Source organism: Marisediminitalea oceani (genome assembly GCF_003731635.1).
Lineage (GTDB): Bacteria > Pseudomonadota > Gammaproteobacteria > Enterobacterales > Alteromonadaceae > Alteromonas > Alteromonas oceani.
On record NZ_RCUA01000038.1, the window covers coordinates 1 to 23152 of the forward strand.

At 49.6% G+C, this 23152-nt stretch carries 25 protein-coding genes; 15 read left to right on the forward strand and 10 right to left on the reverse strand.

From position 1 onward, the window contains the following. Positions 1–13: 13 nt before the first annotated feature. A complete protein-coding gene (gene tnpA / locus D9T21_RS12330; protein WP_123325293.1) occupies positions 14–298 on the reverse strand; it encodes an IS66 family insertion sequence element accessory protein TnpA in 285 nt (94 codons plus the stop codon). 537 nt (positions 299–835) lie between these two features. Here tnpA and D9T21_RS12335 point away from each other — a divergent pair. Then, positions 836–1066: a ribbon-helix-helix domain-containing protein gene (locus D9T21_RS12335; protein ID WP_123325294.1), complete on the forward strand. Its 231-nt coding sequence runs from the start codon at positions 836–838 to the stop codon at positions 1064–1066. Next, entirely contained in the window at positions 1067–1354 is a 288-nt protein-coding gene (locus D9T21_RS12340; protein WP_123325296.1) for a type II toxin-antitoxin system RelE/ParE family toxin, read from the forward strand. A 34-nt stretch (positions 1355–1388) separates the two neighbouring features. On the opposite strand, the gene D9T21_RS12345 is transcribed toward D9T21_RS12340, so the two are convergent. The 5 genes from D9T21_RS12345 to D9T21_RS22735 form a co-directional block, all read right to left on the reverse strand. Next, positions 1389–2765 carry an NAD-dependent succinate-semialdehyde dehydrogenase gene (locus D9T21_RS12345; RefSeq protein WP_123325298.1) on the reverse strand — a complete coding sequence of 459 codons (1377 nt, stop codon included), beginning with the start codon at positions 2763–2765 and terminating at the stop codon, positions 1389–1391. A gap of 328 nt (positions 2766–3093) precedes the next feature. Further along, on the reverse strand, positions 3094–3906 hold the full coding sequence (locus D9T21_RS12350; protein ID WP_123325299.1) for a transglutaminase domain-containing protein: 813 nt from the start codon (positions 3904–3906) through the stop codon (positions 3094–3096). 341 nt (positions 3907–4247) lie between these two features. Then, entirely contained in the window at positions 4248–5108 is an 861-nt protein-coding gene (locus D9T21_RS12355) for a DNA ligase (RefSeq protein WP_123325301.1), read from the reverse strand. A 69-nt stretch (positions 5109–5177) separates the two neighbouring features. Then, on the reverse strand, positions 5178–5804 hold the full coding sequence (locus D9T21_RS12360) for an AraC family transcriptional regulator (RefSeq protein WP_123325303.1): 627 nt from the start codon (positions 5802–5804) through the stop codon (positions 5178–5180). A 105-nt stretch (positions 5805–5909) separates the two neighbouring features. After that, positions 5910–6059, reverse strand: a complete 150-nt coding sequence (locus D9T21_RS22735) for a hypothetical protein (protein WP_164464670.1) — start codon at positions 6057–6059, stop codon at positions 5910–5912. Between the two features lie 166 nt (positions 6060–6225). On the opposite strand from D9T21_RS22735, the gene D9T21_RS12365 reads away from it, so the two are divergent. The 6 genes from D9T21_RS12365 to arsB all read left to right on the forward strand — a co-directional run bounded on the left by D9T21_RS12365 (position 6226) and on the right by arsB (position 12095). Further along, positions 6226–7125, forward strand: coding sequence for a DMT family transporter (locus D9T21_RS12365; RefSeq protein WP_123325305.1), 900 nt, complete (start codon positions 6226–6228; stop codon positions 7123–7125). Between the two features lie 161 nt (positions 7126–7286). Next, positions 7287–9392, forward strand: a complete 2106-nt coding sequence (locus D9T21_RS12370; protein WP_241155705.1) for an alpha-glucuronidase family glycosyl hydrolase — start codon at positions 7287–7289, stop codon at positions 9390–9392. A 126-nt stretch (positions 9393–9518) separates the two neighbouring features. After that, positions 9519–9854, forward strand: coding sequence for a metalloregulator ArsR/SmtB family transcription factor (locus tag D9T21_RS12375; protein ID WP_105934826.1), 336 nt, complete (start codon positions 9519–9521; stop codon positions 9852–9854). 23 nt (positions 9855–9877) lie between these two features. Further along, positions 9878–10348, forward strand: a complete 471-nt coding sequence (locus tag D9T21_RS12380; protein WP_123325307.1) for an arsenate reductase ArsC — start codon at positions 9878–9880, stop codon at positions 10346–10348. Beyond that, a complete protein-coding gene (gene arsH / locus D9T21_RS12385) occupies positions 10348–11067 on the forward strand; it encodes an arsenical resistance protein ArsH (RefSeq protein WP_123325309.1) in 720 nt (239 codons plus the stop codon). Before D9T21_RS12380 ends, arsH begins: the two co-directional genes overlap by 1 nt. An 11-nt stretch (positions 11068–11078) precedes the next feature. After that, a complete protein-coding gene (gene arsB, locus D9T21_RS12390; RefSeq protein ID WP_123325311.1) occupies positions 11079–12095 on the forward strand; it encodes an ACR3 family arsenite efflux transporter in 1017 nt (338 codons plus the stop codon). Between the two features lie 20 nt (positions 12096–12115). Here arsB and D9T21_RS12395 read toward each other — a convergent pair whose 3' ends face one another. Next, positions 12116–13102 (reverse strand): Kelch repeat-containing protein, encoded by a 987-nt coding sequence (locus D9T21_RS12395; protein ID WP_123325312.1) that lies wholly within the window; start codon positions 13100–13102, stop codon positions 12116–12118. Positions 13103–13282: 180 nt separating this feature from the next. On the opposite strand from D9T21_RS12395, the gene D9T21_RS12400 reads away from it, so the two are divergent. The 6 genes from D9T21_RS12400 (at position 13283) to D9T21_RS12425 (ending at position 19115) form a co-directional block, all read left to right on the forward strand. After that, on the forward strand, positions 13283–14134 hold the full coding sequence (locus D9T21_RS12400; protein WP_123325314.1) for an IclR family transcriptional regulator: 852 nt from the start codon (positions 13283–13285) through the stop codon (positions 14132–14134). Positions 14135–14330: 196 nt separating this feature from the next. Continuing rightward, positions 14331–14906 carry a DUF2239 family protein gene (locus D9T21_RS12405; protein ID WP_123325316.1) on the forward strand — a complete coding sequence of 192 codons (576 nt, stop codon included), beginning with the start codon at positions 14331–14333 and terminating at the stop codon, positions 14904–14906. Beyond that, positions 14890–16308, forward strand: a complete 1419-nt coding sequence (locus D9T21_RS12410; protein ID WP_123325318.1) for an MATE family efflux transporter — start codon at positions 14890–14892, stop codon at positions 16306–16308. The genes D9T21_RS12405 and D9T21_RS12410 overlap by 17 nt, the downstream gene beginning before the upstream one ends. Next, on the forward strand, positions 16305–16697 hold the full coding sequence (locus D9T21_RS12415) for a carboxymuconolactone decarboxylase family protein (protein ID WP_123325319.1): 393 nt from the start codon (positions 16305–16307) through the stop codon (positions 16695–16697). Before D9T21_RS12410 ends, D9T21_RS12415 begins: the two co-directional genes overlap by 4 nt. Positions 16698–16843: 146 nt before the next feature. Then, positions 16844–18154 carry a short-chain fatty acid transporter gene (locus D9T21_RS12420; RefSeq protein WP_123325320.1) on the forward strand — a complete coding sequence of 437 codons (1311 nt, stop codon included), beginning with the start codon at positions 16844–16846 and terminating at the stop codon, positions 18152–18154. A gap of 124 nt (positions 18155–18278) precedes the next feature. Next, complete coding sequence (locus D9T21_RS12425) at positions 18279–19115, forward strand: sulfotransferase family protein (protein ID WP_123325321.1); 837 nt, start codon at positions 18279–18281, stop codon at positions 19113–19115. A 25-nt stretch (positions 19116–19140) separates the two neighbouring features. Here the strand turns inward: D9T21_RS12425 and D9T21_RS12430 are convergent, their stop codons facing one another. After that, the gene (locus D9T21_RS12430) at positions 19141–19674 is read right to left on the reverse strand and encodes a helix-turn-helix domain-containing protein (RefSeq protein ID WP_123325322.1); all 534 of its coding nucleotides are present in this window, start codon (positions 19672–19674) and stop codon (positions 19141–19143) included. 162 nt (positions 19675–19836) lie between these two features. On the opposite strand from D9T21_RS12430, the gene D9T21_RS12435 reads away from it, so the two are divergent. Next, positions 19837–20859 (forward strand): 1-aminocyclopropane-1-carboxylate deaminase, encoded by a 1023-nt coding sequence (locus D9T21_RS12435; protein WP_123325323.1) that lies wholly within the window; start codon positions 19837–19839, stop codon positions 20857–20859. A 65-nt stretch (positions 20860–20924) separates the two neighbouring features. Here D9T21_RS12435 and D9T21_RS12440 read toward each other — a convergent pair whose 3' ends face one another. Both D9T21_RS12440 and D9T21_RS12445 read right to left on the reverse strand, forming a co-directional pair. Beyond that, a complete protein-coding gene (locus D9T21_RS12440; RefSeq protein WP_123325324.1) occupies positions 20925–21932 on the reverse strand; it encodes a LacI family DNA-binding transcriptional regulator in 1008 nt (335 codons plus the stop codon). Positions 21933–22175: 243 nt separating this feature from the next. Next, on the reverse strand, positions 22176–23048 hold the full coding sequence (locus D9T21_RS12445; RefSeq protein ID WP_123325325.1) for a dioxygenase family protein: 873 nt from the start codon (positions 23046–23048) through the stop codon (positions 22176–22178). Between the last annotated feature and the right edge of the window lie 104 nt (positions 23049–23152).

The window sequence follows — 23152 nt, forward strand, 5'->3', positions numbered from 1 at the left end:
GATAAGGGTAACATCAGGCGGCCCGGTTCATCCGCAGCACCACACCACCGGGCAAGGCTAATTCAATCTCCCAGGTAGAGCCTGCACTCTGGTTCCCACTCGTGGGCATATCAAAAGCAAGCCAGTTATCCTGCTGCGCAAGCGATTGACTATCATCGCTCAGTTTTTTACGCCACAGATAAAAATTTGATACTGTTAGCGCATGCTGTGCACAAAATTCACTGACCGACAGTTCGCTTGCTGCTTGCTTATCAACCAATTCCTGCCATTGCTCGCGTGTACGTCTTTTTGTTGCCATCAGTAAAGTCTCCGTTAGTAAAATCTACGGAGGCTATTTTACGGAGTAGCACCGCAGGGAAAAGACGGTCTAAAATGATCGCTTACTCAGCTTCAACGACAAGCGCGTATGAACCTACCCCAGCGCTAAATTTACCGTTGGATTGTTGGGATTCGTTCTCAGTATTTGCGAGCGCCGGAGAGGCAAGTAATGTAGACAGGCAGGCAGCTATTATTGTTTTTTGCACTTTTTCTAAATCCTTATTTAAAGAACATTTCCACTCTATTGGAAATCGCGGGGGAGGCTAACAAAATTTAACAATAAGGTAAATGAGGTGGACAAATAAAATGATTGTAAATTGTTGTTTTGTTTGATTTTGTTTAAATGTTGATAAGGGCAATTGTTCTTTGTCGGCATTTGACCGTAACAGAATCCTGCGCTCTCATTATGTTTGACCCTCTCATGAATAGTTCTGGGTAACTGTGATCAACAACAAGCAGACATTTAAGAATGTCTGGTGTAAAATCGCACCAATAGCTAGCTGGTGGAGTGATAATTATGCCTCGTCAAAGTATTACCCTGACTGAAAAAAATGATGAATGGCTGAAGAGCCAGGTTGAAGAAAACCGGGACTATGCAAACAAAAGTGAACTCGTAAACGATTTGATTCGCCGGGCACGACGCGCCGAGGCAATCAATCAAAAGCTGGAAAGTGCAGAAAATAGTGGTTTCGTTGATCAAACCCCCGAAGATATGCTGAAAGAATTTAAAGCTGATTTGAAACGATAGATGAATCGATACAAGTTATCGCTGAACGCCAAACAGGATCTCAAACGCATTTATGCCTACGGTTTTGCCGAATATGGCGAACTCCAGGCGGATAAGTACTTTGAGGTTTTTTTTCATACTTTTGAAAAAATAGCGACGACCCCCGCTGCATATCAATCAGTTGAGCATATTCGAAAGGGATACAGGCGTTGTGCTTATGGTGCCGACAGTATTTACTATCGCTTCAATGGTGTTGAGGTTGAAATTATGGCAATACTGGGTGGGCAGGATGTAGATGAGTGGCTTTAAGCCACTCATCCCGTTCTATTAATGACCGCTAGTCTTATTCAGAAATGAAAATCGTCTTTTCGTTAACAAATTCACGCATTCCAAAGCCACCGTGCTCACGGCCATAACCACTGTCCTTAACGCCACCAAATGGCAGGTTAGGTTGAGCCAAAGAGTAGCCGTTGATATTCACCATGCCGGTATCAAACTCTTCTCGCGCCAGTTTGATTGCCTTTTCCTTGTCTGTAGTAAAGATGCCGCCGCCGAGGCCATAACGCGAGTCGTTGGCAATTTGCATGGCTTCAGCATCGTTTTCAGCTTTAATAAACGAAGCGACAGGACCAAATAATTCGTCGTCATAGGCAGGCATGCCCGGCTTTATATTTTCCAGAATAGTTACCGGATAGAACCAGCCCTTACCGTCGGGCACTTCGCCGCCCAGCAGTATAGAAGCGCCTTTTGCCACCGATTCCATTACCTGCTTATGCAATTCATCACGGAGATCTTCACGGGCCATCGGGCCAAGGTCGGTGTCTTCATCGCGCGGATCGCCCACTTTAAGAGCTTTAAACGCTGTTAAAAATTGTGTTTTAAACTGGTCGTAAACCGACTTAGTAATAATAAAGCGTTTTGCTGCCACACAGGTCTCGCCATTATTCACTATGCGCCCCTGCACACAGGCTTTAACGGCAGTCTCGACATCGGCGTCTGACAACACTACGAACGCATCATTACTGCCCAGTTCCAGAACCGTCTTCTTAGCTAAGCTGGCGGCTGTTTCTGCCACTGACTTACCTACGCCATCACTGCCGGTAAACGTCACACCGCGTACTTTATCGTGTTTAATCAGTGCACTGGCCGTTTTGCCATCAATAAGCAGCGACTGATAGACATGCTCCGGAAAGCCTGCGTCGGTGTAGAGTTTTTCAATAAGTTCAGCCATGCCAAAGACATTCTTAGCGTGCTTCATAACGGTTGTGTTGCCTGCCATAATGTTCGCCGCGCTGTAACGAATCACCTGGTAGAGTGGAAAGTTCCAGGGCTGGATCCCAAGGATAACGCCAAGCGGCTGATAGGTGATTATCGCCGTACCGCCTTCAAATACGCGGTTTTCATCTTCCAATACGCTGGCACCGTTTTCAGCGGTATAGCGACAAATCGCAGCGCAGAGCTCCACTTCCTGCTTACCCTGCTCTACCACTTTACCCATTTCTTTAACCATCAAACCGATAATGGCATCAGACTGTTTTTCGATTTGGTCGGCAAGGTTATTCATCAGCTCGGCGCGCTCGGCAAAACTGGTTTTCTTCCATGACAGAAAAGCCGTGTTGGCCGAATCGACTGCTTGATTCGCCTCAGCTTCAGACATAAGAGTGTATTCTGCAACGAGTTGCTCGGTGGTAGGATTTACCGTGTTTACTGTCTCTGACATTATTTGTCTCCTGATATCAACATTTTCAGAGACGGGTGCAAGTCAGAGACCACTTTTGGAATTTGTGTTTTCGTCTTTTAAATCAGTGTATTACAGTGTTTCCGGAATTTCAGTGCTGCCACCGGACTATAGGGTTTTCATTGCAATAGTAGTTATTTCACAGTGCCACTTCTTCAAATTTAGCCTTCGAAGAAAGTAGCAAGAGAAGATGTTATTGAGGTAAGGATACGCTCTGAGCGTTCATCGCAAAATTGCTATTGTGATAGGTGAAAAAACAGGCCTCATACGATTAAGGCCTGTTTTGTTGAATGGTTTGCTGGCAGGTGCTTCAGGCTTTTTGGTTAGCCTCATCAGGCGGTTCGATTTCACTTACGTTAACCGTCATGACTTTGGGTTGTACGGCTGGGCCGAACTGCGTGAAAGTTGCAACATCTGAGGCGTCATGACCAAAGGCAATCGCTACACGCGCACCGTCGGACGAAGGCTGGGTAGCATCAAAGGTATACCAGCGACCGCCCACGTAGGCTTCAAACCAGGCGTGCATGTCCATAGGAGTTAAGCCGTGCAGGTAACCCACCACCATTCTGGCCGGAATACACAGGCTACGGCATAGCGCGATACCTAAATGGGCTAACTCACGGCAAACACCTTCGCGGGATTGGTTCACTTCGGTAGCGGATAACTGAAAGTAGAGTGAGTCAGGGTTAAAGTGCACATTGGTTCGGATCCAGTCCTCGATAGCCGCGACTTGCTCATAGCCAGGTACGCAATTGGCCACAATACTGTGGGCCATTTCTACAAAGCGGTCCGATTCACAATAGCGTGAAGGCAGCAGGTAACTCAGCACTTCATTGGGGAGGGTGTCTATTTCGTTAAATCCTGCCCAGCGGTCGCCTATCACCGCCGGCGACGTTAACACCTTAGCCGAGGTTCGCACTGAAAACGTGCCAACCGGCGCCACTAACCGCTGGCACGAATTGCCAAAACTGTCGTTGTATTCAATTACCGGGACATTAGGCGAAATGGTATAGGTTTGCTCAGCCACCCACTGATTAAAATCATTCCGAGGCCGCAACATCAGTATAAACGGGGTAGGTGTTGTTATATCAAAGGTAAGATTGCATTCTGTGCTTAACCACATACCCAGGTTATTTCCTTGTAAGTCGTATGCAAAGCAACGATAAACCGTGCTTTAGCGTGAGTGTATAAACAGAATCGGCGTTGGTAACTTGCTACTCAGAATTCGGGTAGCAGTTTGTGATTGTGATAGTAGCCGTTACTGAACTAGTTTGCGTGTCTTGTAGGCTTGATGTCACCGGGCAAGGATTTGTGCAGTGTGATCAGGTTTCGCCGAGTGCACTCATTCGTTGCTGGTGTTTCTTGTTGTTATGCCTAGGATGGATCGTTTTGCACTGCTTGTACAGTCTAATAGGCAGTAGTTGTCGGTTTGGAGCCTTGAATATCGTTAGGTTCTGACGTTAGTTAATCCGGCGGTGAATGTTTAACGGGGTTGTCTTCCTCCGGCCGGCCATGCAGAAAGCTCGCGAAACGCGGAATGCCGCGCTGGGTAAGACCATAATACTTATAGGTTACCCAGCTTCCAATTGCTGGTGGCGACTGGCGGTTGGCCAGGCTAAAACCGCTGCCAATTTTAAACTGCTGACCCTGGCGGGATTCCACTAACAATGAGCCCATCATGCCCCTGAACTTGCCTTTACCGGGCAGATGGGCAAGCACTCTGGCTTCATCGTCCTGGTAGCGTTTGGCCTTTAATAAACCCGGGTTGCGCCCCTGCTGATAGTGCGCCCGGCGATGATGGAGCATGAGTCCTTCGCCACCTTGTTGAGTAATGTTATCCAGGGCATCTTCCAGCGCAGGTAGCGAATCCAAGGTGAACTGTTCAATCATTTTCAGACTAGGGTTATTGGCTTGAGCGATTAGTGTTTGCATGCGTTCGACGCGCTCTTCAAAGGGCAGGTCGGTATCAGGCAGGTCAAACACCATCATTTTAATTGCCTGCCAGCGATCATCAGGGTGATGACTCAGTACGGTGGATGCAATCTCCTCAAAGCTGCCCCGTTTACTCCACAGTTCACCGTCCAGAGGTTCAGTTGGCCAGTTGCGGGTAAACCAAGGGGGCGGGTAAATAGGGTTACCATTACGGGTAATAAGCTGAGTGCCTGTCCAGCGCGCCCGAATACCGTCAAGCTTTTCGCTCACCAGGTATTCACCAATGGCGATGTCGCCCTTATAGGACTCGGCCAGTTGTAGTGGTGAATTTTGCGCTGCTGTGGCGGAGCATAGCAGCACGCTGAGTAATAACAGCAGAGGTCGGATAATCATTTGTCTGTCCGGAGTAAAACCACCAGTGTAGTGGGTTTAGCTTTCCGGAAAACTGGGCCTTGGAATGGTTTAGCGCGGTTGGCAGTTAAGGTAGCGCTTTAGGCTTTTAGGCGTCACACCGGTTTGCCGTTTTACCACCCGGGATAAGTGACTTTGATCACTGAAACCGGCGGCATCAGCAATATCAACGAGCTTTTGCCCCTGAGTGAGTAGTTCACGCACACGCTGCACTCGCCGTGATTCGATGTAGCGATGCACAGAGGTATAAAATGACTGACGAAATGCCCGGGCAAAGTGAAACTCGCTAAGCCCTACCGTGCTGGCAATATCTGCAATGGTGATGGAGTGTTGCAGGTTATCCTCAATATATTGCTGCACGGTTTTTTTGCTGCGTAAACTCAAACCACCATAAATGCGCACCTTTTGTGCTGCCCTGCGTGACTGCATCTTACATAATTCGGCAAACACGTTTTGGACTACCGATTGAATGTGAAGCTGGTGGATGTCGTCATGCCAGTCCTGAGGCTGCCCCAGTTGCTGCAGAGCAGCTGCCAGTGGAACATGTTGCAGAAATGAGTGGTCCGGCAGGGCAAACAAACGGGGCTCAAGATCCAGCTCCCGGGCAATAAACTCCCGCAGGTGGTTGTCGGTAAAATAGAGGTGAGTAAACTCAAAACGTCCCTGGATCTCCCACACCGATTCCTGCTGTTGCGGGATGATACAAATTGCATCCTTAAAGCCATTCCGCTGTGAGCCGCGCCCATCAAGGCGATAAGTTTGCTCACCGCCCGTGGTGTAAAGCTACAGCGTGTGTACTTCGTCGGTATGATAACTCACTCTGTCCAGCTCATTTTGCCAGGCGGCCAGACGGATATCATCAGGCAGGCGCAGCTCCCCTCTGAGTGTGGCGTTAGAATGGGATAAGGTGTCGAAGATTGCCTGTTTCGTCATTGTTCTATTATTCATCAACGCCGGGAGCGGGCAAAGGATAATTTAACGCCTGGTAAAGAGAAGACGTAAAATAACCGCAGGATCGTCCCAAAATGTCAGGAATGTCCCAGTTTTTCTGCGCTACCGAGGCTATGCTCCTGGCTTTCCTTCTCTGTGAGTAAAGCTTATGACACTGTTTTTATATGTAACAACCGTCGCCATTTGGGGGACCACCTGGCTGGCTATTTATTATCAGTTGGGCAATGTGGATGTTGTGGTGTCGGTGTTTTATCGGTTTGGGCTGGCCACTGCAATAATGATCCCTCTGGTGATACTGCTGAAAAAGGGGCGGATTGGCACTCGGCAGGATCAACTGTATTTTTTTGCGCAGGGAGCCTGCCTGTTTTCGCTCAACTTCATCTGTTTCTATTACGCTACCCGTTATATTCCCTCTGGCCTGGTATCAGTCATCTTTTGCCTTGCTACGCTCTACAATGCCATTAACGGCCGGATATTTTTTAAAACCAGAGTAGAAAGCTATGTCTGGCTTGCCTCTTTGTTTGGCGTAGTTGGCCTGGCATTGTTAATGGCGCCACAAATTCGCCTCGATGACAGTTGGCTTACTACTCTAAAAGGGTGTGGTCTGGCAGCACTGGGTACCTTATTCTTCTCGTTCGGTAATATGATTTCAGTTCGCCATGGCAAAGCGGGTATCACACCGCTACAGAGTAATATGTGGGCCATGATGTACGGCACTGTATTGTTGCTGGCTATCTGTGTGGTTCGTGGTGTGCCTTTTGCCTGGGGAACAGGCGCTGAATACACTTTTAGCCTGTTTTATTTAGCATTGTTTGGTTCTGTGATTGGCTTCACTGCTTATCTTTCTCTGGTCAGTCGCGTTGGACCGGGTACCGCTGCCTACACCACGGTACTTTTTCCGGTCGTGGCGCTGAGTTTGTCTGCTCTGTACGAGGGCTATCACTGGACTCATAGCAGCTCTGTGGGTCTGCTGTTAATTCTGTTGGGTAACTATTTAATGATTAATAAAGGTCGGTGGTTTTTGCGCCCTGCAGTTGTTCGCTCTTAATATTTCTCGTGGACCGGAAGACAATTGGAAATACCTGACTACAACAAAGTTTATTTCTTATTACGTTTTATTATGTTGTTAACACTAAATTTACTTATTCGCTGACGCTCAAAATTGGCAGTGATAGGCTCTGTATGATGTGTTAGTCATTGGAGTTTTGCGTGCGAATTGTTGTCTGTTTATTGTTACTGATCAGCGCCCGGGTAATGGCGGTGCCGGATTTTAGCGGCGAAGACGGTTACCGTCTTTGGCAGCGCTACGATGTCATCGATGCGGCCTTGCCGGCGGCTACACTAAAGGTGGTTGGCCACACCGAGACCCACAATATTATTCGCGATGAATTTCGCCGGGCGTTTGCTAACCGGGTAGGGCAGTCGAGAGGTACCTTATTAGTACAAAAGATTACCCCCGAACTTCAGGCACGCTTCAACCTGCAGGCTGATGTGACTGCGCAACTCGGTGATGAAGGCTTTATTCTTAAGCGCCACGGTAACGATATCCTGATCACCGCAAAAACGGATATTGGTTTATTGTATGGCAGTTATCACCTGTTACGTCTGGTGTTTATTCAACAGCCGCTGGATTCGTTGTCGGTACTGCAAAACCCAAAAATTCAACGTCGCTTACTGAATCACTGGGATGACCTAGACCGTCACACAGAGCGTGGTTATGCTGGTGAGTCGATTTTTGACTGGCATCGCCTGCCACTTGATAAAGACCAGCGTTACTACGATTACGCCAGAGCCAATGCGAGTATTGGTATTAATGGTATGGTGCCAATCAATGTTAACGCCAATGCCCTGATGCTTACTCCCATGTATTTGCAAAAGGTTAAAGCGCTGGCCGACATTGTGCGTCCTTATGGCATAAAAATGTATCTGTCGATCAAGTTTAGTTCACCGCAACAGCTGGACGGGCTGGACACCTCAGATCCCCTCGACCCGCAGGTACAAAAGTGGTGGAAACACAAAGCGGCGGAAATTTATCAGCTAATCCCGGATTTTGGCGGCTTTCTGGTGAAAGCCAACTCCGAAGGGCAGCCTGGCCCGGGTGATTACGGTCGCACGCATGCCGAAGGCGCGAATATGCTGGCAAGCGCATTAAAGCCCCATGGCGGCGTCGTGTTCTGGCGGGCTTTTGTGTACGCCAATAATCCGGCCAAAGAGCGCAGCCTGCAGGCGTACGATGAGTTTGTGCCGTTGGACGGGAAGTTTATGGACAATGTGATTTTGCAGGTGAAAAACGGCCCTATCGATTTTCAGCCGCGCGAACCGTTCAGCCCGCTGTTTGGCGCTACGCCAGAAACGCCGCTGGCTATGGAGCTGCAAATTACCCAGGAATACCTCGGTTTTTCCACTCACTTAGCTTATTTGGGCACGTTGTTTGAAGAGGCGATGGATGCCGATACTCATGTTAAAGGCCCGGGCTCGACCGTGGCTAAAGTGGTGGACGGTTCGTTGTACAACCACAAACTTACCGGTATCGCCGGGGTAGCGAATACCGGCATGCAGCGCAACTGGACCGGTCATATCTTTGCTCAGTCTAACTGGTATGCCTTTGGCCGTTTAGCCTGGGATCATACGCTAAGCGCAAAGCAAATCGCCAATGAATGGATCAAGCAAACGCTCACCGTGCAACCAGAAGCCGTCCGGCAGGTGGAGGCCATAATGATGCCATCGCGGGAGTATGTTGTGGAATACATGACACCGCTTGGCCTGCATCACCTGATGGACTCTGGTCACCACTACGGGCCGGGTCCATGGGTAGACAACCTGGGGCGAGCAGACTGGAACCCGGTGTATTACCATCGTGCAGATAAACAGGGTATTGGCCTCGATCGCACCGCGTCTGGCACTGATGCTGTTAGTCAGTATGCGCCTTACTGGCAACAAAAGTTCGCTAATCCTGAAACGACACCGAAGGAATTGTTGCTATGGTTCCATCATTTGCCGTGGGATTATCAACTGGAGAATGGCGAGACCCTATGGAACGAGTTGGTCAGTTACTATTACCGGGGTGTTGATGGCGTCAGCGACATGCAGCAGCGCTGGCAGCAGGTAAAACCCTACATCGATGCCAACCAGTTTCGTCAGGTGGAAATGGCCCTGAGCATTCAACAACAGGAAGCCCAATGGTGGCGGGATGCCAGTGTGCTGTATTTCCAGACGATTTCTGAACGTCCCATCCCTACCGGTCTGCCAAAACCGGCGGGGAGTCTGAAAGAATTTCAGTCGCGCAAATTTCCTTACGCGCCAGGGCAAGGATAAGTTCTCTCTTCAGTCTTGACTTTAGAAGCGGTGATAGGAGCAACCTTATCACCGCTTTTTTTGTGTTTGACATATGCAATAACACATATATGATATTTTACATATGTGATTTAAGGTATATGTTAAATGATGCCATTACAACTTTTCAAATGCCTGTCGGATAACACCCGACTGCAGTCAGTGTTGCTGATAAGTCATTTTGAGGAAGCCTGTGTATGCGATCTCATTGCCGCACTTGAGCTCGATCAGCCCAAGGTATCCCGTCATCTAGCCGAACTGCGACGCTGTGGTATTTTGCAGGATGAACGGCGCGGTAAGTGGGTGTATTACCGGCTGCACCAGGATTTACCTGGCTGGGCGCTGGATGTCATCCGCCTGGCCGCTGATAACAATCGGTCTTACTTCAGTACCGCCATCGATAAACTTCATCAGTACCGGCAGCAAGGGCCGGGCTGTCAGTAACTACGCATAAAGCAAAGGTCGTCATGAAAATTCTGTATATTTGTACCCATAATCGTTGCCGTAGCATCTTGTCTGAAGCCATTACCAATTATGTGGCCGGTGATAAAATCACTGCCCGCAGTGCCGGTAGTCAGCCCTCCGGTGTGGTGCATCCGCTTTCTTTACAGTATCTCACTGAAGCCGGCGTGCCCACTGAAGGGCTAACCAGCCAATCGTGGGATGAATTTGAGAGCTTTGAGCCGGATGTGGTGGTGACTGTATGTGACTCAGCAGCCTCAGAGAGTTGCCCGGTGTGGTTCGGAAAGTCTGTCAAAGTGCACTGGGGCCTGAGCGATCCGTCGAAAGTGGAAGGTAGCGATGAGCAAAAAGCAGCGGCCTTCCGCGCCTGCATCAGCGAAATCACAGAACGGGTGAACAAGCTGTTGCCAGTGGCAGAGCTAAGCGCATCGCCCGCCGAACTTAAAGCCGCTTTGGCTGCACTGGGAGCGCAATAATGACCATTAACGATACTTCACTGCCCAATATTGATGAGTCGCAGCTGGATAGCCCCAGTTTTGAAAAATGCCAGACCGAGGCTGTCGCCCATGCTCCGCGTATATTGTTACTCTACGGATCGCTTCGTAAACGCTCCTTTAGCCGGCTGGTGGTGGAGGAATGTGCGCGGCTACTAAGCCGTATGGGCGCAGAGGTTGAAATCTTTAATCCTGAAGGATTGCCGCAAACCGATACGGAAGATGAAAACCACCCCAAAGTGCAGGAATTACGCTCGCTGATGATGTGGTCTGAAGGGCAGGTGTGGTGCTCACCTGAACGGCATGGCTCCATGACCAGCATCTTTAAGAGTCAGATAGACTGGGTGCCCTTGAGCGTAGGTAGCGTGCGCCCTACGCAGGGCAAAACCCTGGCGGTAATGCAGGTATGTGGCGGCTCGCAGTCGTTTAACGTGGTGAACCAGCTGCGGGTGCTCGGTCGCTGGATGCGGATGGTGACTATTCCTAATCAGTCCAGTGTGGCCAAAGCCTTTATGGAGTTTGACGAGAACGACAGAATGAAGCCTTCGCCTTACTACAATCGCATTGTCGATGTGATGGAAGAACTCATGAAATTTACCCTGCTGCTGCGCACCAACAAGGACTATTTTGTCGACCGTTATTCAGAGCGTGTGGAGTCAGCCGAGAAGCTCAGTGAGCGGGTTAACCAGCGTTCTATTTAAGGAGTCAGGTAATGGGATTATTTGAACGTTATTTATCAGTATGGGTCGGGCTCGCTATTATTACAGGCATAGTGCTGGGTAGTCTGGCGCCGGGCATATTCGCAACCATAGCCAGTGTTGAGTACGCTCACGTTAACCTGGTCATTGCGGTGCTTATCTGGCTGATGATCTACCCGATGATGGTGCAGATTGATTTTTCGTCGTTAAAAGACGTAGGTAAAAAACCGAAAGGTCTGGCGCTGACCCTGGTCATTAACTGGTTGGTAAAACCATTTACCATGGCGCTGCTGGGCTGGTTATTTTTTAAAGGACTCTTTGCTGACTGGGTCGACCCGCAAACGGCAACTGAGTACATTGCCGGGATGATCCTATTAGGCGTAGCGCCCTGTACCGCCATGGTGTTTGTGTGGAGTCAGCTAACCAAAGGCGATGCTAACTACACCCTGGTACAGGTGTCGATTAACGACATTATTATGATTTTCGCTTTCGCGCCAATCGCCGGTATGCTGCTTGGCGTAACCGATATCACCGTACCCTGGGATACCCTGTTCTTGTCGGTGGTGTTGTATGTATTAATCCCGCTGGTAGCTGGCGCCATAACCCGTAAAAAACTTGATAAAGGCGATGATCACTCGCGCCTGAACCAGTTTCTGGCAACCATGAAGCCCTGGTCTATCGTTGGTTTGCTGGCTACTGTGGTGTTGCTGTTTGGCTTTCAGTCAGAAACCATTCTTGATCAGCCCCAGGCCATTGTATTAATTGCAATCCCGCTGTTAATCCAGACCTATGGTATTTTTGCCATTGCCTATTTTATTGCCAAACAGCTGAAACTGCCCCATAACCTAGCCGCCCCGGCGTGTATGATCGGCACGTCTAATTTCTTTGAGCTGGCCGTTGCGGTAGCCATTTCGTTGTTTGGTCTGCATTCCGGTGCGGCACTGGCTACCGTGGTGGGCGTGTTGGTAGAAGTGCCGGTGATGTTGTCGTTAGTGTGGTTTGCTAACCGCACCCGTCATTGGTTTGCCTAAAAGGGGCGCTAAGCCCCTTCTCAGAAGGTAAAGATCTGCACGCTGTCTATGAATAAGCCGGAGCGACCTTCCGTACCGCCGATAACATAAATGTCATTACCAAGGGTCGTACTTGCAGTATGGCGGCGAGGAGCCAGGGGAAGGTTTGCGTTGCTCCAATCTCCTGTATCAAAGTTATAGCGCAGGGTTTGTTCCATTTCGTCGTAATTGCCAAACGTATAGAGGTTATTGTTGATAATGGTCATGGAGTGGGCACTGGTTTCAACCGGCAGGGGAGTGAGTTCGCGCCATTGTGATGAAGCAGGCGTAAATTCATAAAAGGTATCGAACTGTTTTCTGCCGTTGAAGCCGCCGGCTAAATAAATTGCGTTTTTATAAACAACAGCCTCGGTGGCAAAGGCTAACGGCATATCGTCTGACTCGGTCCATTGTTGTGTTTTGGTGTCATACACACTTACCCACGCGACATGTTTGAGTCCCTTGCGCAGGCCGGCGCCTGCAGTGGTACCGCCAAACACGTAAATCTTATCGTCTGAATACACTGCCGTGTTCATACGGGTGGCACGGGTATGCGATGGGGCCTGGGTGACTTCGTGGGTGCGGGTGTTAAACACTTCAACGGCCGATTGTAGGTACGGACGTCTACCCTCCAGACTCATGCCGCCAATAATATAAACCGACTCTTTACCGTCCCACACGGCGCTGAAATAGCGTCTTGGAATAAGTTTGTTTTTGAGTAATTGCGATTTTTTGGTTTGCGGATCGATAATCTCGATATCGCCGGAAAAGCCATCATTGGTTGTGCCGCCAAAGACATAGATTTTGTCGCCATCGTTGGCAACGGAATGCCCGTAACGGGCTTCGGCAAGTGTAAACTCCTGTGACCCGGCGGTTGGACTGCCGACCGGATTGCCAATCGGTTCGCTGGGTGGTGTGGCGTTGCACCCCGTAATAAAAAGTAAAACTATGAATAAAATACGAAATTTAATCGAGAGATGGACAAGCAAAACCTTATATCCCTATAAATGCCTTGGAGCCTTATTAAAGAAGCTTTATGTTTCACTGGCTATCAAAATGAACTTATTTGTATTCATCTATGCTCTTAACGGATTAGTTGAGTTGCCCTCAATACGTTGGTATGTTGAATATTTAAAAGTCACCGGGTTAATGCTTGGTCATTATGCATCATGACAAAAAAAGAACAGCCAATCAGTAAAGACAAAATGAACGACGCAGGTGAGCAGGAGCGTGACGCCGGTGCAAACAGTCTTACCCGCATGCTCAGTATTTTGGACCTCTTTACCGAAGACAACCCGCTTTGGGCTACCAATGAAATTCTTACCGCGCTTGAAGTGTCCCGCTCCACTGGTTATCGCTACATTCGTTCCATGGCCAGTGCCGGCCTGATAAGTGCTGTAGGCAATGGTTATTATATTCTGGGGCCGCGCATTATTGAACTCGACCTGCAGATTCGCAATACCGATCCGCTGCTGCAGGCATCGGAAGGTGTGCTTGAGGAACTGTGTGATTCCACTGGCCACTCTGCGTTACTTTGTACCCTGTTTCAGAACTCCGTGCTGTGTGTTCGTGAGTCTCTGGTACCGTTCAGTCCGGCTGACCTGATGGGTCGCGGGCAACGCCGCCCATTGTTGCGTGGAGCCATGTCTAAAGTCATTCTTGCCCATTTATCGGCACACAGGTTGCGCAGTATCTATAATCGTCGCCAGGACGAAATTATTGATGCCGGGCTGGGTGAAAGCTGGGATGAATTTCGCGCTAATATGGCGGCTATCCGCAATGAAGGCTATGCAAAATCCAGCGGGGAGTTCACCCGCAGTATGATTGGCGCCAGCGCCCCTGTGTTTAACGCCGGTGATGAAGTCATAGGTTCGGTGGGGGTTGCCTGGGACAAAAGTGAAATGGGACAGGTTGACTTCGACCGCACCGCTCTTTCAGTAAAACGGGCTGGCCGTGAAATTTCAGCCCGTATGCGCGACCGCAGCATGGGCAAGGTACTGCGCCCGAGAGCCGTAGGCTAACAACACCACCCAAAAATAAAAAATAAAGGGGTCAGAGTACATTATCGCCAGAGCGATAATGTACTCTGACCCCTTTATTTTTGCGCCTCATGTATTTTCCAGCCAGATTTCACCCTAATTTTACCCGGGTAATATTGATTTGAATTTGTGCGCTTGCTATTTTTACCCCGGTAAAATTAATCAGGAAATAAAAATCATGAGTAGCACCTATATCGCGATACACAATAAATCGCTGATCGCTCAGGGTGAGTTGCCAGCGGTTATTCGCGAAGCTCTAAAGCAGTTCCCCGACGCCGAACCTTATTTATACAAACTGGACAATGGTAAGCGTGTGGACATCGACTGGCGCGGCGATGCCGAAGAGGTGATTAAGCGCCTGCCTGCTGCACTGGTGCCGCCTGCTAAAAAACGCGGGCGTCCTAAGCTTGGCGTAATCTCAAAAGAAGTCACCTTACTCCCTGAGCACTGGGAGTGGTTGTCGGTACAACGAGGGGGCGCCTCTACGACGTTGCGCCGCCTGATTGACTCGGCAATGAGCAGCATGACACCACCGCAGGAACGACGCATTAAGCAGGATCAGCTGTACAGCATGATGCGTGTATTTGAGGATGAAGCCGGCTTTGAAGCGGCCTCCCGAGCGCTATATCGCCTCGACGAAGCGGCGTTTTCGCAGGCGATAGGCAATTGGCCCGAGGCGCTGCAGGCAATATATCAGGACAAGTTTAACCGCTTGCTCAGCATAGGAAATGACTCCCATGACGGAACAAACTAGCCACAACCCCTACGTTAGCCCGCCGTTAACGCGGGTGTTTTTGAAAACCGCGCTGCCGATTATTCTGATGATGGTGGTGAGTGGTTCGCTTAATCTGGTGGATGCTTATTTTATCGGTGTCTTTGTGGGAGCCGATGCGTTGGCAGCGGTGACCGCGATGTTTCCATTATTTATGGTACTGATTGCATTGTCGACCTGGATTGCCAGCGGTTTTGCCAGTGTAATGGCCCGCCTGTGTGGTGCAGGCAAACATGATGAAGCACGCAACGCTTATGCTCAGGCACTTACCCTGGCGTTGGTTATCAGCGTTATCCTGCTGACGGTATTCAGCCTGAGCGGTCAGGCACTGGCGCTGGCCAGTAACAATGGTAATCAGGCGCAGGCCGCAATGAGTTTTACCTACATGAGTATCATCATGTTCGGAGCGCCGCTGATATTCTGGCTGGGAGTTGCCTCAGACAGTCTGCGTAGCGAGGGCCATATCGGTTTTATTGCCCTGGTTTCGTTGTTGACCACCGTAGGTAACGGCGTGATGAATTATGTGTTTATCGTGCTGCTGGAACTTGGCGTGGCGGGTTCCTCCTATGGCACCATTGCCGCCCAAATCATTGCGCTGTGTGCGGTGTGGGGTTTTCGCCGCAGCCACAAAAATCGTCTCGGGTTACCACTTTTTGCATTAACGCTGGTGCGCAACCGATGGCGCGAGTTCTTGTCACTGGGCGCGCCATCAAGTCTGACCTACGTAGGCGTGGCACTCACGTCGGGGGCGATTCTGTTTAGTTTGCAGCAATGGCTGCCCGACAGCTACGAAGTTACAGTTAGCGCCTATGGCGTGATCACCCGGGTAATGACCTTTATTTATTTGCCATTACTGGGGCTGGGCCTGGCCATGCAAAGTATTGTGGGCAACAACGTTGGCGCGGAGCAATATCAGCGCTCTAATCGCAGCTTGTGTATTGCCGTGGGCGTTGCCCTGCTTTACGGCGTGGTAACCGAAGCGTTGTTGTGGTGGCTGCGCGCCGATATTGGCTTGTTATTTGTTGACGACCCGGCGGTAACCAGCGAAATAGCCAGATTACTGCCGGTGGTAAGCCTTGCGCTATTCCTGCTGGGCCCGCTAATGCTGATCAGCTTTTATTTTCAGAGTATCGGTGACGCCAGACGGGCGGGCATATTAAGTATTGCCAAAACCTATCTGTTTGCCCTGCCCTTAATTTTTGTATCGCCGTTAATGTGGGGAGAATGGGGGATCTGGTATGCCGGGCCAGCGGCTGAGTTTCTTGCCCTGCTGCTAACCGGAGGCATATTGTACCAACGTGCTATACAGGGTAACCATCGCTTTGGTTTATTGTATGCAGTAAATCCACCAGAGCCACAACCCATCAAGCAGGAGGCGATATGAGTAAAGACAATGATACTTATCAACAGGGGCTGAAAATACGCCGTGAAGTAATGGGCGACGCCTATGTTAACCGGGCCATGAATAACGCCTCTGAATTCAGCCAGCCACTGCAGGATATGGTTATCCGTAACGCCTGGGGCGAAACCTGGGTTCGCGATGGCATTAATAAGCAAACCCGCAGTCTGGTGACTATTGCCACCCTGGCTGCGCTGAAAGCCTCTACCGAGCTTAAAGGCCACGTAAGAGGGGCTTTGCGCAACGGTTGTAGCGTGGCGGAAATCCAGGAAGTCCTGCTGCACTCTGCCGTGTATTGCGGCATGCCAGCCGGGATTGAGGCCTTTCGCGCCGCAGAAGAAGCTATTCTGGCCTGGCAGGCCGAAAACGACTAGTTGAAATTTGTCAGTTGAACGGGCTGGGAACCAATTTTAATTTTGCTAAATGTCTCAAAGACAAACAGCAGTGGTCTGTTGTTTAATCTGACGCTACAGTAATACACAAGTGTAAACATAGAAACAGGGCCATAAGGAAATTAACAATGCTCGGCGCTGCCGCGAAACCTTTTGTCAATTTGGTAGAAAAATACCTTCCTGATCCCTTTGTTTTTGTTTTAGCGTTAACTATTGTGGTTATGGGTGCTGCAGTAATTATGCAACAACAACCAGTGACCCAGGTACTGGAATATTGGGGAGAAGGCTTTTGGAGCCTGCTCACATTCTCCATGCAAATGTTATTGGTTCTGGTGTCAGGTCATATGCTGGCCAGTACTGTAATAATGAAGAACGCACTGAATACTATTGCTCGTTTAGCGGCTTCGCCCGGTAAAGCTATTGTCCTTGTTACGCTGGTATCTATGTTAGCAAGTTGGCTTAACTGGGGCTTCGGATTGGTTGTAGGAGCATTATTTGCTAAAGCTATAGCGCGGCGAATTGAAGTGGACTATCGCCTACTCGTCGCCAGTGCTTACTCAGGTTTTGTTGTGTGGCACGGTGGACTGGCTGGGTCTGTTCCCCTAACTATTGCTACCCCTGGTCATTTTGCGGAAGATTTGATTGGTGTTGTCAACACCAGCGATACCTTGTTCTCGCCGTTGAATATGACGCTTCTGGCGATCCTTTTTGTGATTATGCCAGTCGTAAACAGGGCAATGATGCCGCCGGAAGCTGAACGGGTCTATGTTGAAGCGAAGCATTTGAAAGAGCCTGAACCACCAACTCCATCCGGGCATATTAGCCCGGCAGAAAAACTTGAACGTAACCCTATTCTTGCCCTATTGGCCGGACTGGCCGGTGTTGCTTATCTTTGTCTGCATTTCACCAAAGGCGGCACGCTAAACCTTAATATCATTAATTTTGTATTTCTGTTCCTTGCTATTATTTTACACGGTACGCCTGAGCGTTTATTGCATAGCATGCAGCAGGCGATTCAGGGAGCCAGTGGGATTGTGCTACAGTTTCCTTTCTACGCAGGGATTATGGCGATAATGGTTCAGTCGGGTCTTGCGAGGGAACTTTCTCAATGGCTAATTAGTGCCGCCACAGCTGATACGCTGGCGCTTTACAGTTTTCTAAGTGCAGGTATCGTAAATATGCTTATTCCATCTGGTGGCGGTCAATGGGCTGTGCAAGCCCCCGTTGTTTTGCCGGCAGCACTCGAACTTGGTGCAGATGTTAGTAAGGTATCCATGGCGGTGGCATGGGGTGATGCGTGGACAAACCTAATCCAACCATTCTGGGCGCTTCCGGTACTGGCAATTGCGGGCTTAAAAGCCAGAGATATAATGGGTTTTTGTCTTGTTCAGCTTCTCATCACAGGTGTCATAATTAGCGCTGTGTTAATGGTACTGTAATCAGCTTTTCGTCACTGTCAGGTTGAATTTTATACAGGGTTGCCATGAAAGTAGATATGCTACTTGCAGCCCCCCGTATCTTAAAGCAAGATATATCCACTTCTTAATTTGAGTTTTTTAATCAATGCAGCAACCCATTTTCATTGTTGGTACGCAGCGTTCCGGTACCACGCTTTTAACCAGAATGTTGTCGGCACATCCAGGTTTATTTATTCAAAATGAAATGGGGGCCTACGGTGTTTTTGATAAACCCTACACTACCGAAGTTCTACACGACAGAATAACCGGACGGCTGCTTGAGCGTCATGCTATTGATGTTACATTGTTGGAGTCAAAAGGTATTCAGTGGGGCTGGAAAGATCCGATGTTAACGCCGCACCTTGATGAATTAGCTGAGCATTATCCGGGCAGTAAATTTATCGTGATAATTCGTGACCCGCGAGCTGTGGTTGCCTCTTATATCGATAATGCCTGGGGACTTGGGACTAATCCATATACCGGAGCTCTGCTCTGGCAGGATGAAGTTGCTACCCAATTGGAATTTTGCTGTGCTAATCGGCACCGCTGCTTATGGTTTACCTACGAAAACCTGATAGAAGACAACCTGCAAGTGTTAACCAGAATCTGCGAATTCCTGGATGTAGACTTCGATCACGGCATGCTTGAGTATTATAAAAAGCCGTTGGAGTTTGGTCAGAACCGTTCCAATATGAATACCCAAAAGCCTATTGAAAAGTCGAGCTTATCCAAATGGAAAGCGGCATTTTCACCCCGCCAGATAGGCATCATTAATAACGTCTGCCAGGACGTAATGACCGAGCTCAATTACACCGATATGGCGGACCTTAATACCTGTATCGGTGGTCTGGAAAAAAGCTACTATAAATTACACCAAAAAATCATGGGCGAACTACAACTGCAGTATCAGTTACGCAAGGCGCGCCGCAATGCAAGAAAGTAGCGCCGAAACGCGCGCCTGATTCAGGTTAGTAGCAAATAATATTGTGAAAAACGGTGTAATCAGCGCGGGCTTTGTAGGTATGCGGCTGATCAGCGTAGAAACGCAGGCTTTGTCCGGCCTGTAGCTCATGCCAGGCATTATCAAAATATACCGACAGTTCGCCATTTAACACATGCACATGTTCAATAACGCCGGTCGCGTGAGGATCGGATTGTTGTTCATGAAAATTAAGCAGGCTGACTTCCATCACTTCCATTCGCGTGTCATCACGATACGGAAAAATGGCTTTTACCTTCATGTTCGGATCTTCCGGAAAGTTTTCGTCACTGGTTCGTTCGTCTGAGCTGGTGGCAAAGAAAGCGGAGAAGGAAGCATTTAAACCACTGGCAATTTTCCACAAAGTCGAAATTGTCGGGCTGGATTCCTGCCGTTCAATCTGTCCCAGCATGGCTTTGGAGACCCCGGTTAAGCGGGCTACCGAGTCCAGGCTCAGGCCCTGGGCTTTACGTAATGCTTTTAAGTGCTGTGCGATATGTTGTTTGAATTCTTGTTCTGCCATAACGAAATAATTGTTTGTGCGCTATAACGCACAGTGGTATGGTGGGTTATCGCTGTGCAGTATAACGCACAACAGGCATCAGGTCTGATAAATGTTACAAAAAGCAGGAAGGCCCGCGCTGGCAGCGCAGTGAGCATCAGTCATTTTTTGGGAAACAGGTTTATGAAGTCATTGATCAGTAACTTTGAGCGTTACCCACTTACCTTTGGGGTAACACCAATCGAGTATTTGCCACGTCTGAGTGAGGCGCTTGGCGGTAAGGTTGATATCTATGCCAAGCGTGAGGATTGTAACTCCGGCCTGGCGCTGGGCGGCAACAAGCTCAGAAAGCTCGAGTACATAGTGCCGGACGCACTGGCCAGTGGCGCCGATACGCTGGTGTCAATTGGCGGGGTACAGTCTAATCATACCCGCATGGTTGCTGCGACGGCAGCGAAGATTGGTATGAAGTGTGTGGTGGTACAGGAAAAATGGGTGCCACACTATGACGCGGTTTACGACCGGGTTGGTAATATCCAGCTGACCCGCTTAATGGGCGCCGACAGCCGCCTGGTGGATGACGGCTTTGATATTGGCATACGAGACAGCTGGCAGAAAGCCATTCAGTCGGTAGAAGACGCTGGCGGTAAGCCTTATGCAATCCCGGCTGGCGCTTCGGTACACAAATACGGCGCGCTGGGTTACATTGGTTTTGCCGAAGAAGTGATCGCTCAGGAAAAAGAACTGGGGTTTAAGTTTGACTATATCGTGGTGTGCGTTGTAACCGGCTCTACCCAGGGCGGTATGATTGTCGGTTTCGCCAATCATGACCGTGCCGATACTGTAATTGGTATTGATGCGTCGGGTACCGTTGAGCAAACCCGTGAGCAGGTCACCAGTATCGTTAATAAAACGGCAGAGTTGGTAGGACTGGGCCGCGAGGTACGTGAAGACGAAATCGTCATTAACCCGGATTACGCTTATCCGGCTTACGGTGTCCCTTCTGAGGAAACTAACGAAGCTATTCGGCTGGCGGCGAAGACTGAAGCGATGATCACCGACCCGGTGTATGAAGGAAAGTCTATGCAGGGCCTTATCGACCTGACCAAAAAAGGCTTCTTCCCGGAAGGCTCTAAGGTGCTTTACGCTCACCTTGGCGGTGCGCCGGCGTTGAACGGCTACAGCTATCACTACAAAGACGGTTGACAAGAAAAACATTAGCTTGATTAGAGGCGGCGCTTAGAGTTTTCGCCTCTAATAAAAAGCTCGCGCTATCCGATGCATCTGGCAACGGAGTTTCTGGCCACAATGGTGGGCAGGTATTTATAGGTAACGTCCGTATCAGGCTGCTTACCCTGAGCGTAGTCTAAAGCCAGGCTGGCCGCTTGGGATGCCATCAATTCAATAGGATAGTTCATGGTGGTTAACTTTGGGCGACAAAACTGTGCCTGTAATACATCATCGAAGCCCATCACGGAAACGTTCCTGGGCACCTCAAGGTTGTGGTCATACAACGTATTAATGGCGCCAGCAGCCATGGCGTCGTTGTAGGCCAGAATCGCCGTAAAGCGGGCGCCGGACGCAAGCAACTGGCGCATGGCGATTTCACCGCCTTCCTGGTTAGGGGCGGCATGGACTATTTGTGAGTCGCTTAAGTCAACTCCCCACTCAGCGAGGGACTCCCTGATCCCCTGTTCGCGTTGGACGCGGTCCTCAATGGCAAAATCACTGCTGATAACCGCAATCTTGCGGTGACCGAGCTTGAGCACATGTTCCGCCATCATTCGCCCGCCGGCGACATTGTCCAGCCATACACAACGATGTTTGATGGCGTCAATATAACGATTGATTAACACAAAGCCGGGGGCCTGACGGGCCAGCTGAATCAGCGTGTCGTCATCAAGAAATTTGGCGTGAACCACCATGGCTTTTACCCTGTGATTCAGCAGGGTTTCGATGGCCTTTAACTCGGTATCTGCCTGCACGGAGCCGGAGCTCATTAACAGTTGGGTGTTGGCTTTGCGTGCGACATTTTCGATGGCATTGGCATAGGTAGCAAAAAACGGGTCCATTAGCTCTGCCAGCACCAGTCCCAGGGAGGTGCTTTTTTGTGTGACCAGCGCCCGCGCGTTAATGTTGGGCCGATAGCCCATTTTGTCCATCACCGCTTTTACATGCTCGCGAGTTTTCGGGCCAACCTTCGGGCCATTATTAATCACTCGTGAAACAGTCGCAGGGGAAACGTTTGCCGCTTCGGCAATATCCTTGATGGTTATCATTTATCTTCCGTTACTGAAGGGTTGTACGGCATTTTACTTGTTAGCGCCTATGATGAGGGTACTTTTAAAATGCTGCAAGGGAAACACGTTTCCCCGCTGTTAGCCCCTAATATTGTTCTGGTCAGTCAGGGGGCTGGTGTATCTGGCGGTGTGTTTGATTGCCTCCAGCTTTTATATGTTGCTTAACAGCAACCGTCGGGTACCCGCTAAGGATACCCCGGTCGCCAATTTGTGAATACGGGTTCAGGAAATGATTATGCGTTTCCAGGCCAGTAAAGAGCCATCGGTATTCTGCGCAATATTGAAAAGCTCATCCTCATCTCCGTCGAAAACCGTATCGCGGCTATTGTGGGTGTCGGGTTCGCCTCTACTCAGGTAGTCGGGGTGGGTTGAACAAATGGCATCAACGAAATCGTCATCAAAACCAAACTGAGAGATAAGCTGGTCGCTATTGTTGCTCTTAACCCTAAAATGAATATGAATAGCCCGGCTGCTGTACCAGCCGGGGAAACAGCTGTAGAAATTCACTCTGCCGCTGGCGTTGGTGACGGCAATACCACGAAACCATTTTGCAGCCAGAGCGGTGCTGTCGTTACCGGTACAGAAAGACGAATTAAAGCCATTACCGTCAACGCTGTCGCTGCTATCACCTGAATAGCTCCCTTCAACATCACAGTGCCATACCTCGATTTCATAACCTGACAACGGGTTGCAGTCGCTATCAACCAGTTGCAGGCACAGCATCATTGGCAGACCGGTTTGTTGCTCCGAAATATCGTCGCGATAATCACTGTCGAAATAGCAGGGGCCTTCCGTTAGTGACTCTGTGAGCTCCACCGAGCAGTTGCTTCCGGCATCGAATAAGCTGTCATCAGGGAATGATTCCGTTATCGAAACCGTTCCGCCGGATGCCCAGTCTGTGGTGGTTTCCACGCTACCACCACTGCTTGATGAGCCACCGGTATTGCTACCCGAGGAAGATTCGGTTGTCGTTGAGTCGGCAGAAGGCGAGGTACTGCTGCTGTTGCAGCCCATAAAGAGAAAAGTTGGCGCCAGAATGGTGATGCCCGCCGCTGATTTCACCAGCATTCGGCGGCGCTGAAGGTTTGTAGTCATAGCAAAAGTCCAGAGAGTTAAAGTACTCAATGGACCTTAAAACGTTGCGGTTATTGCAGGCTTTGCATAACTTTGCATTGCTTAGCGTTAACCGACATTCGCGG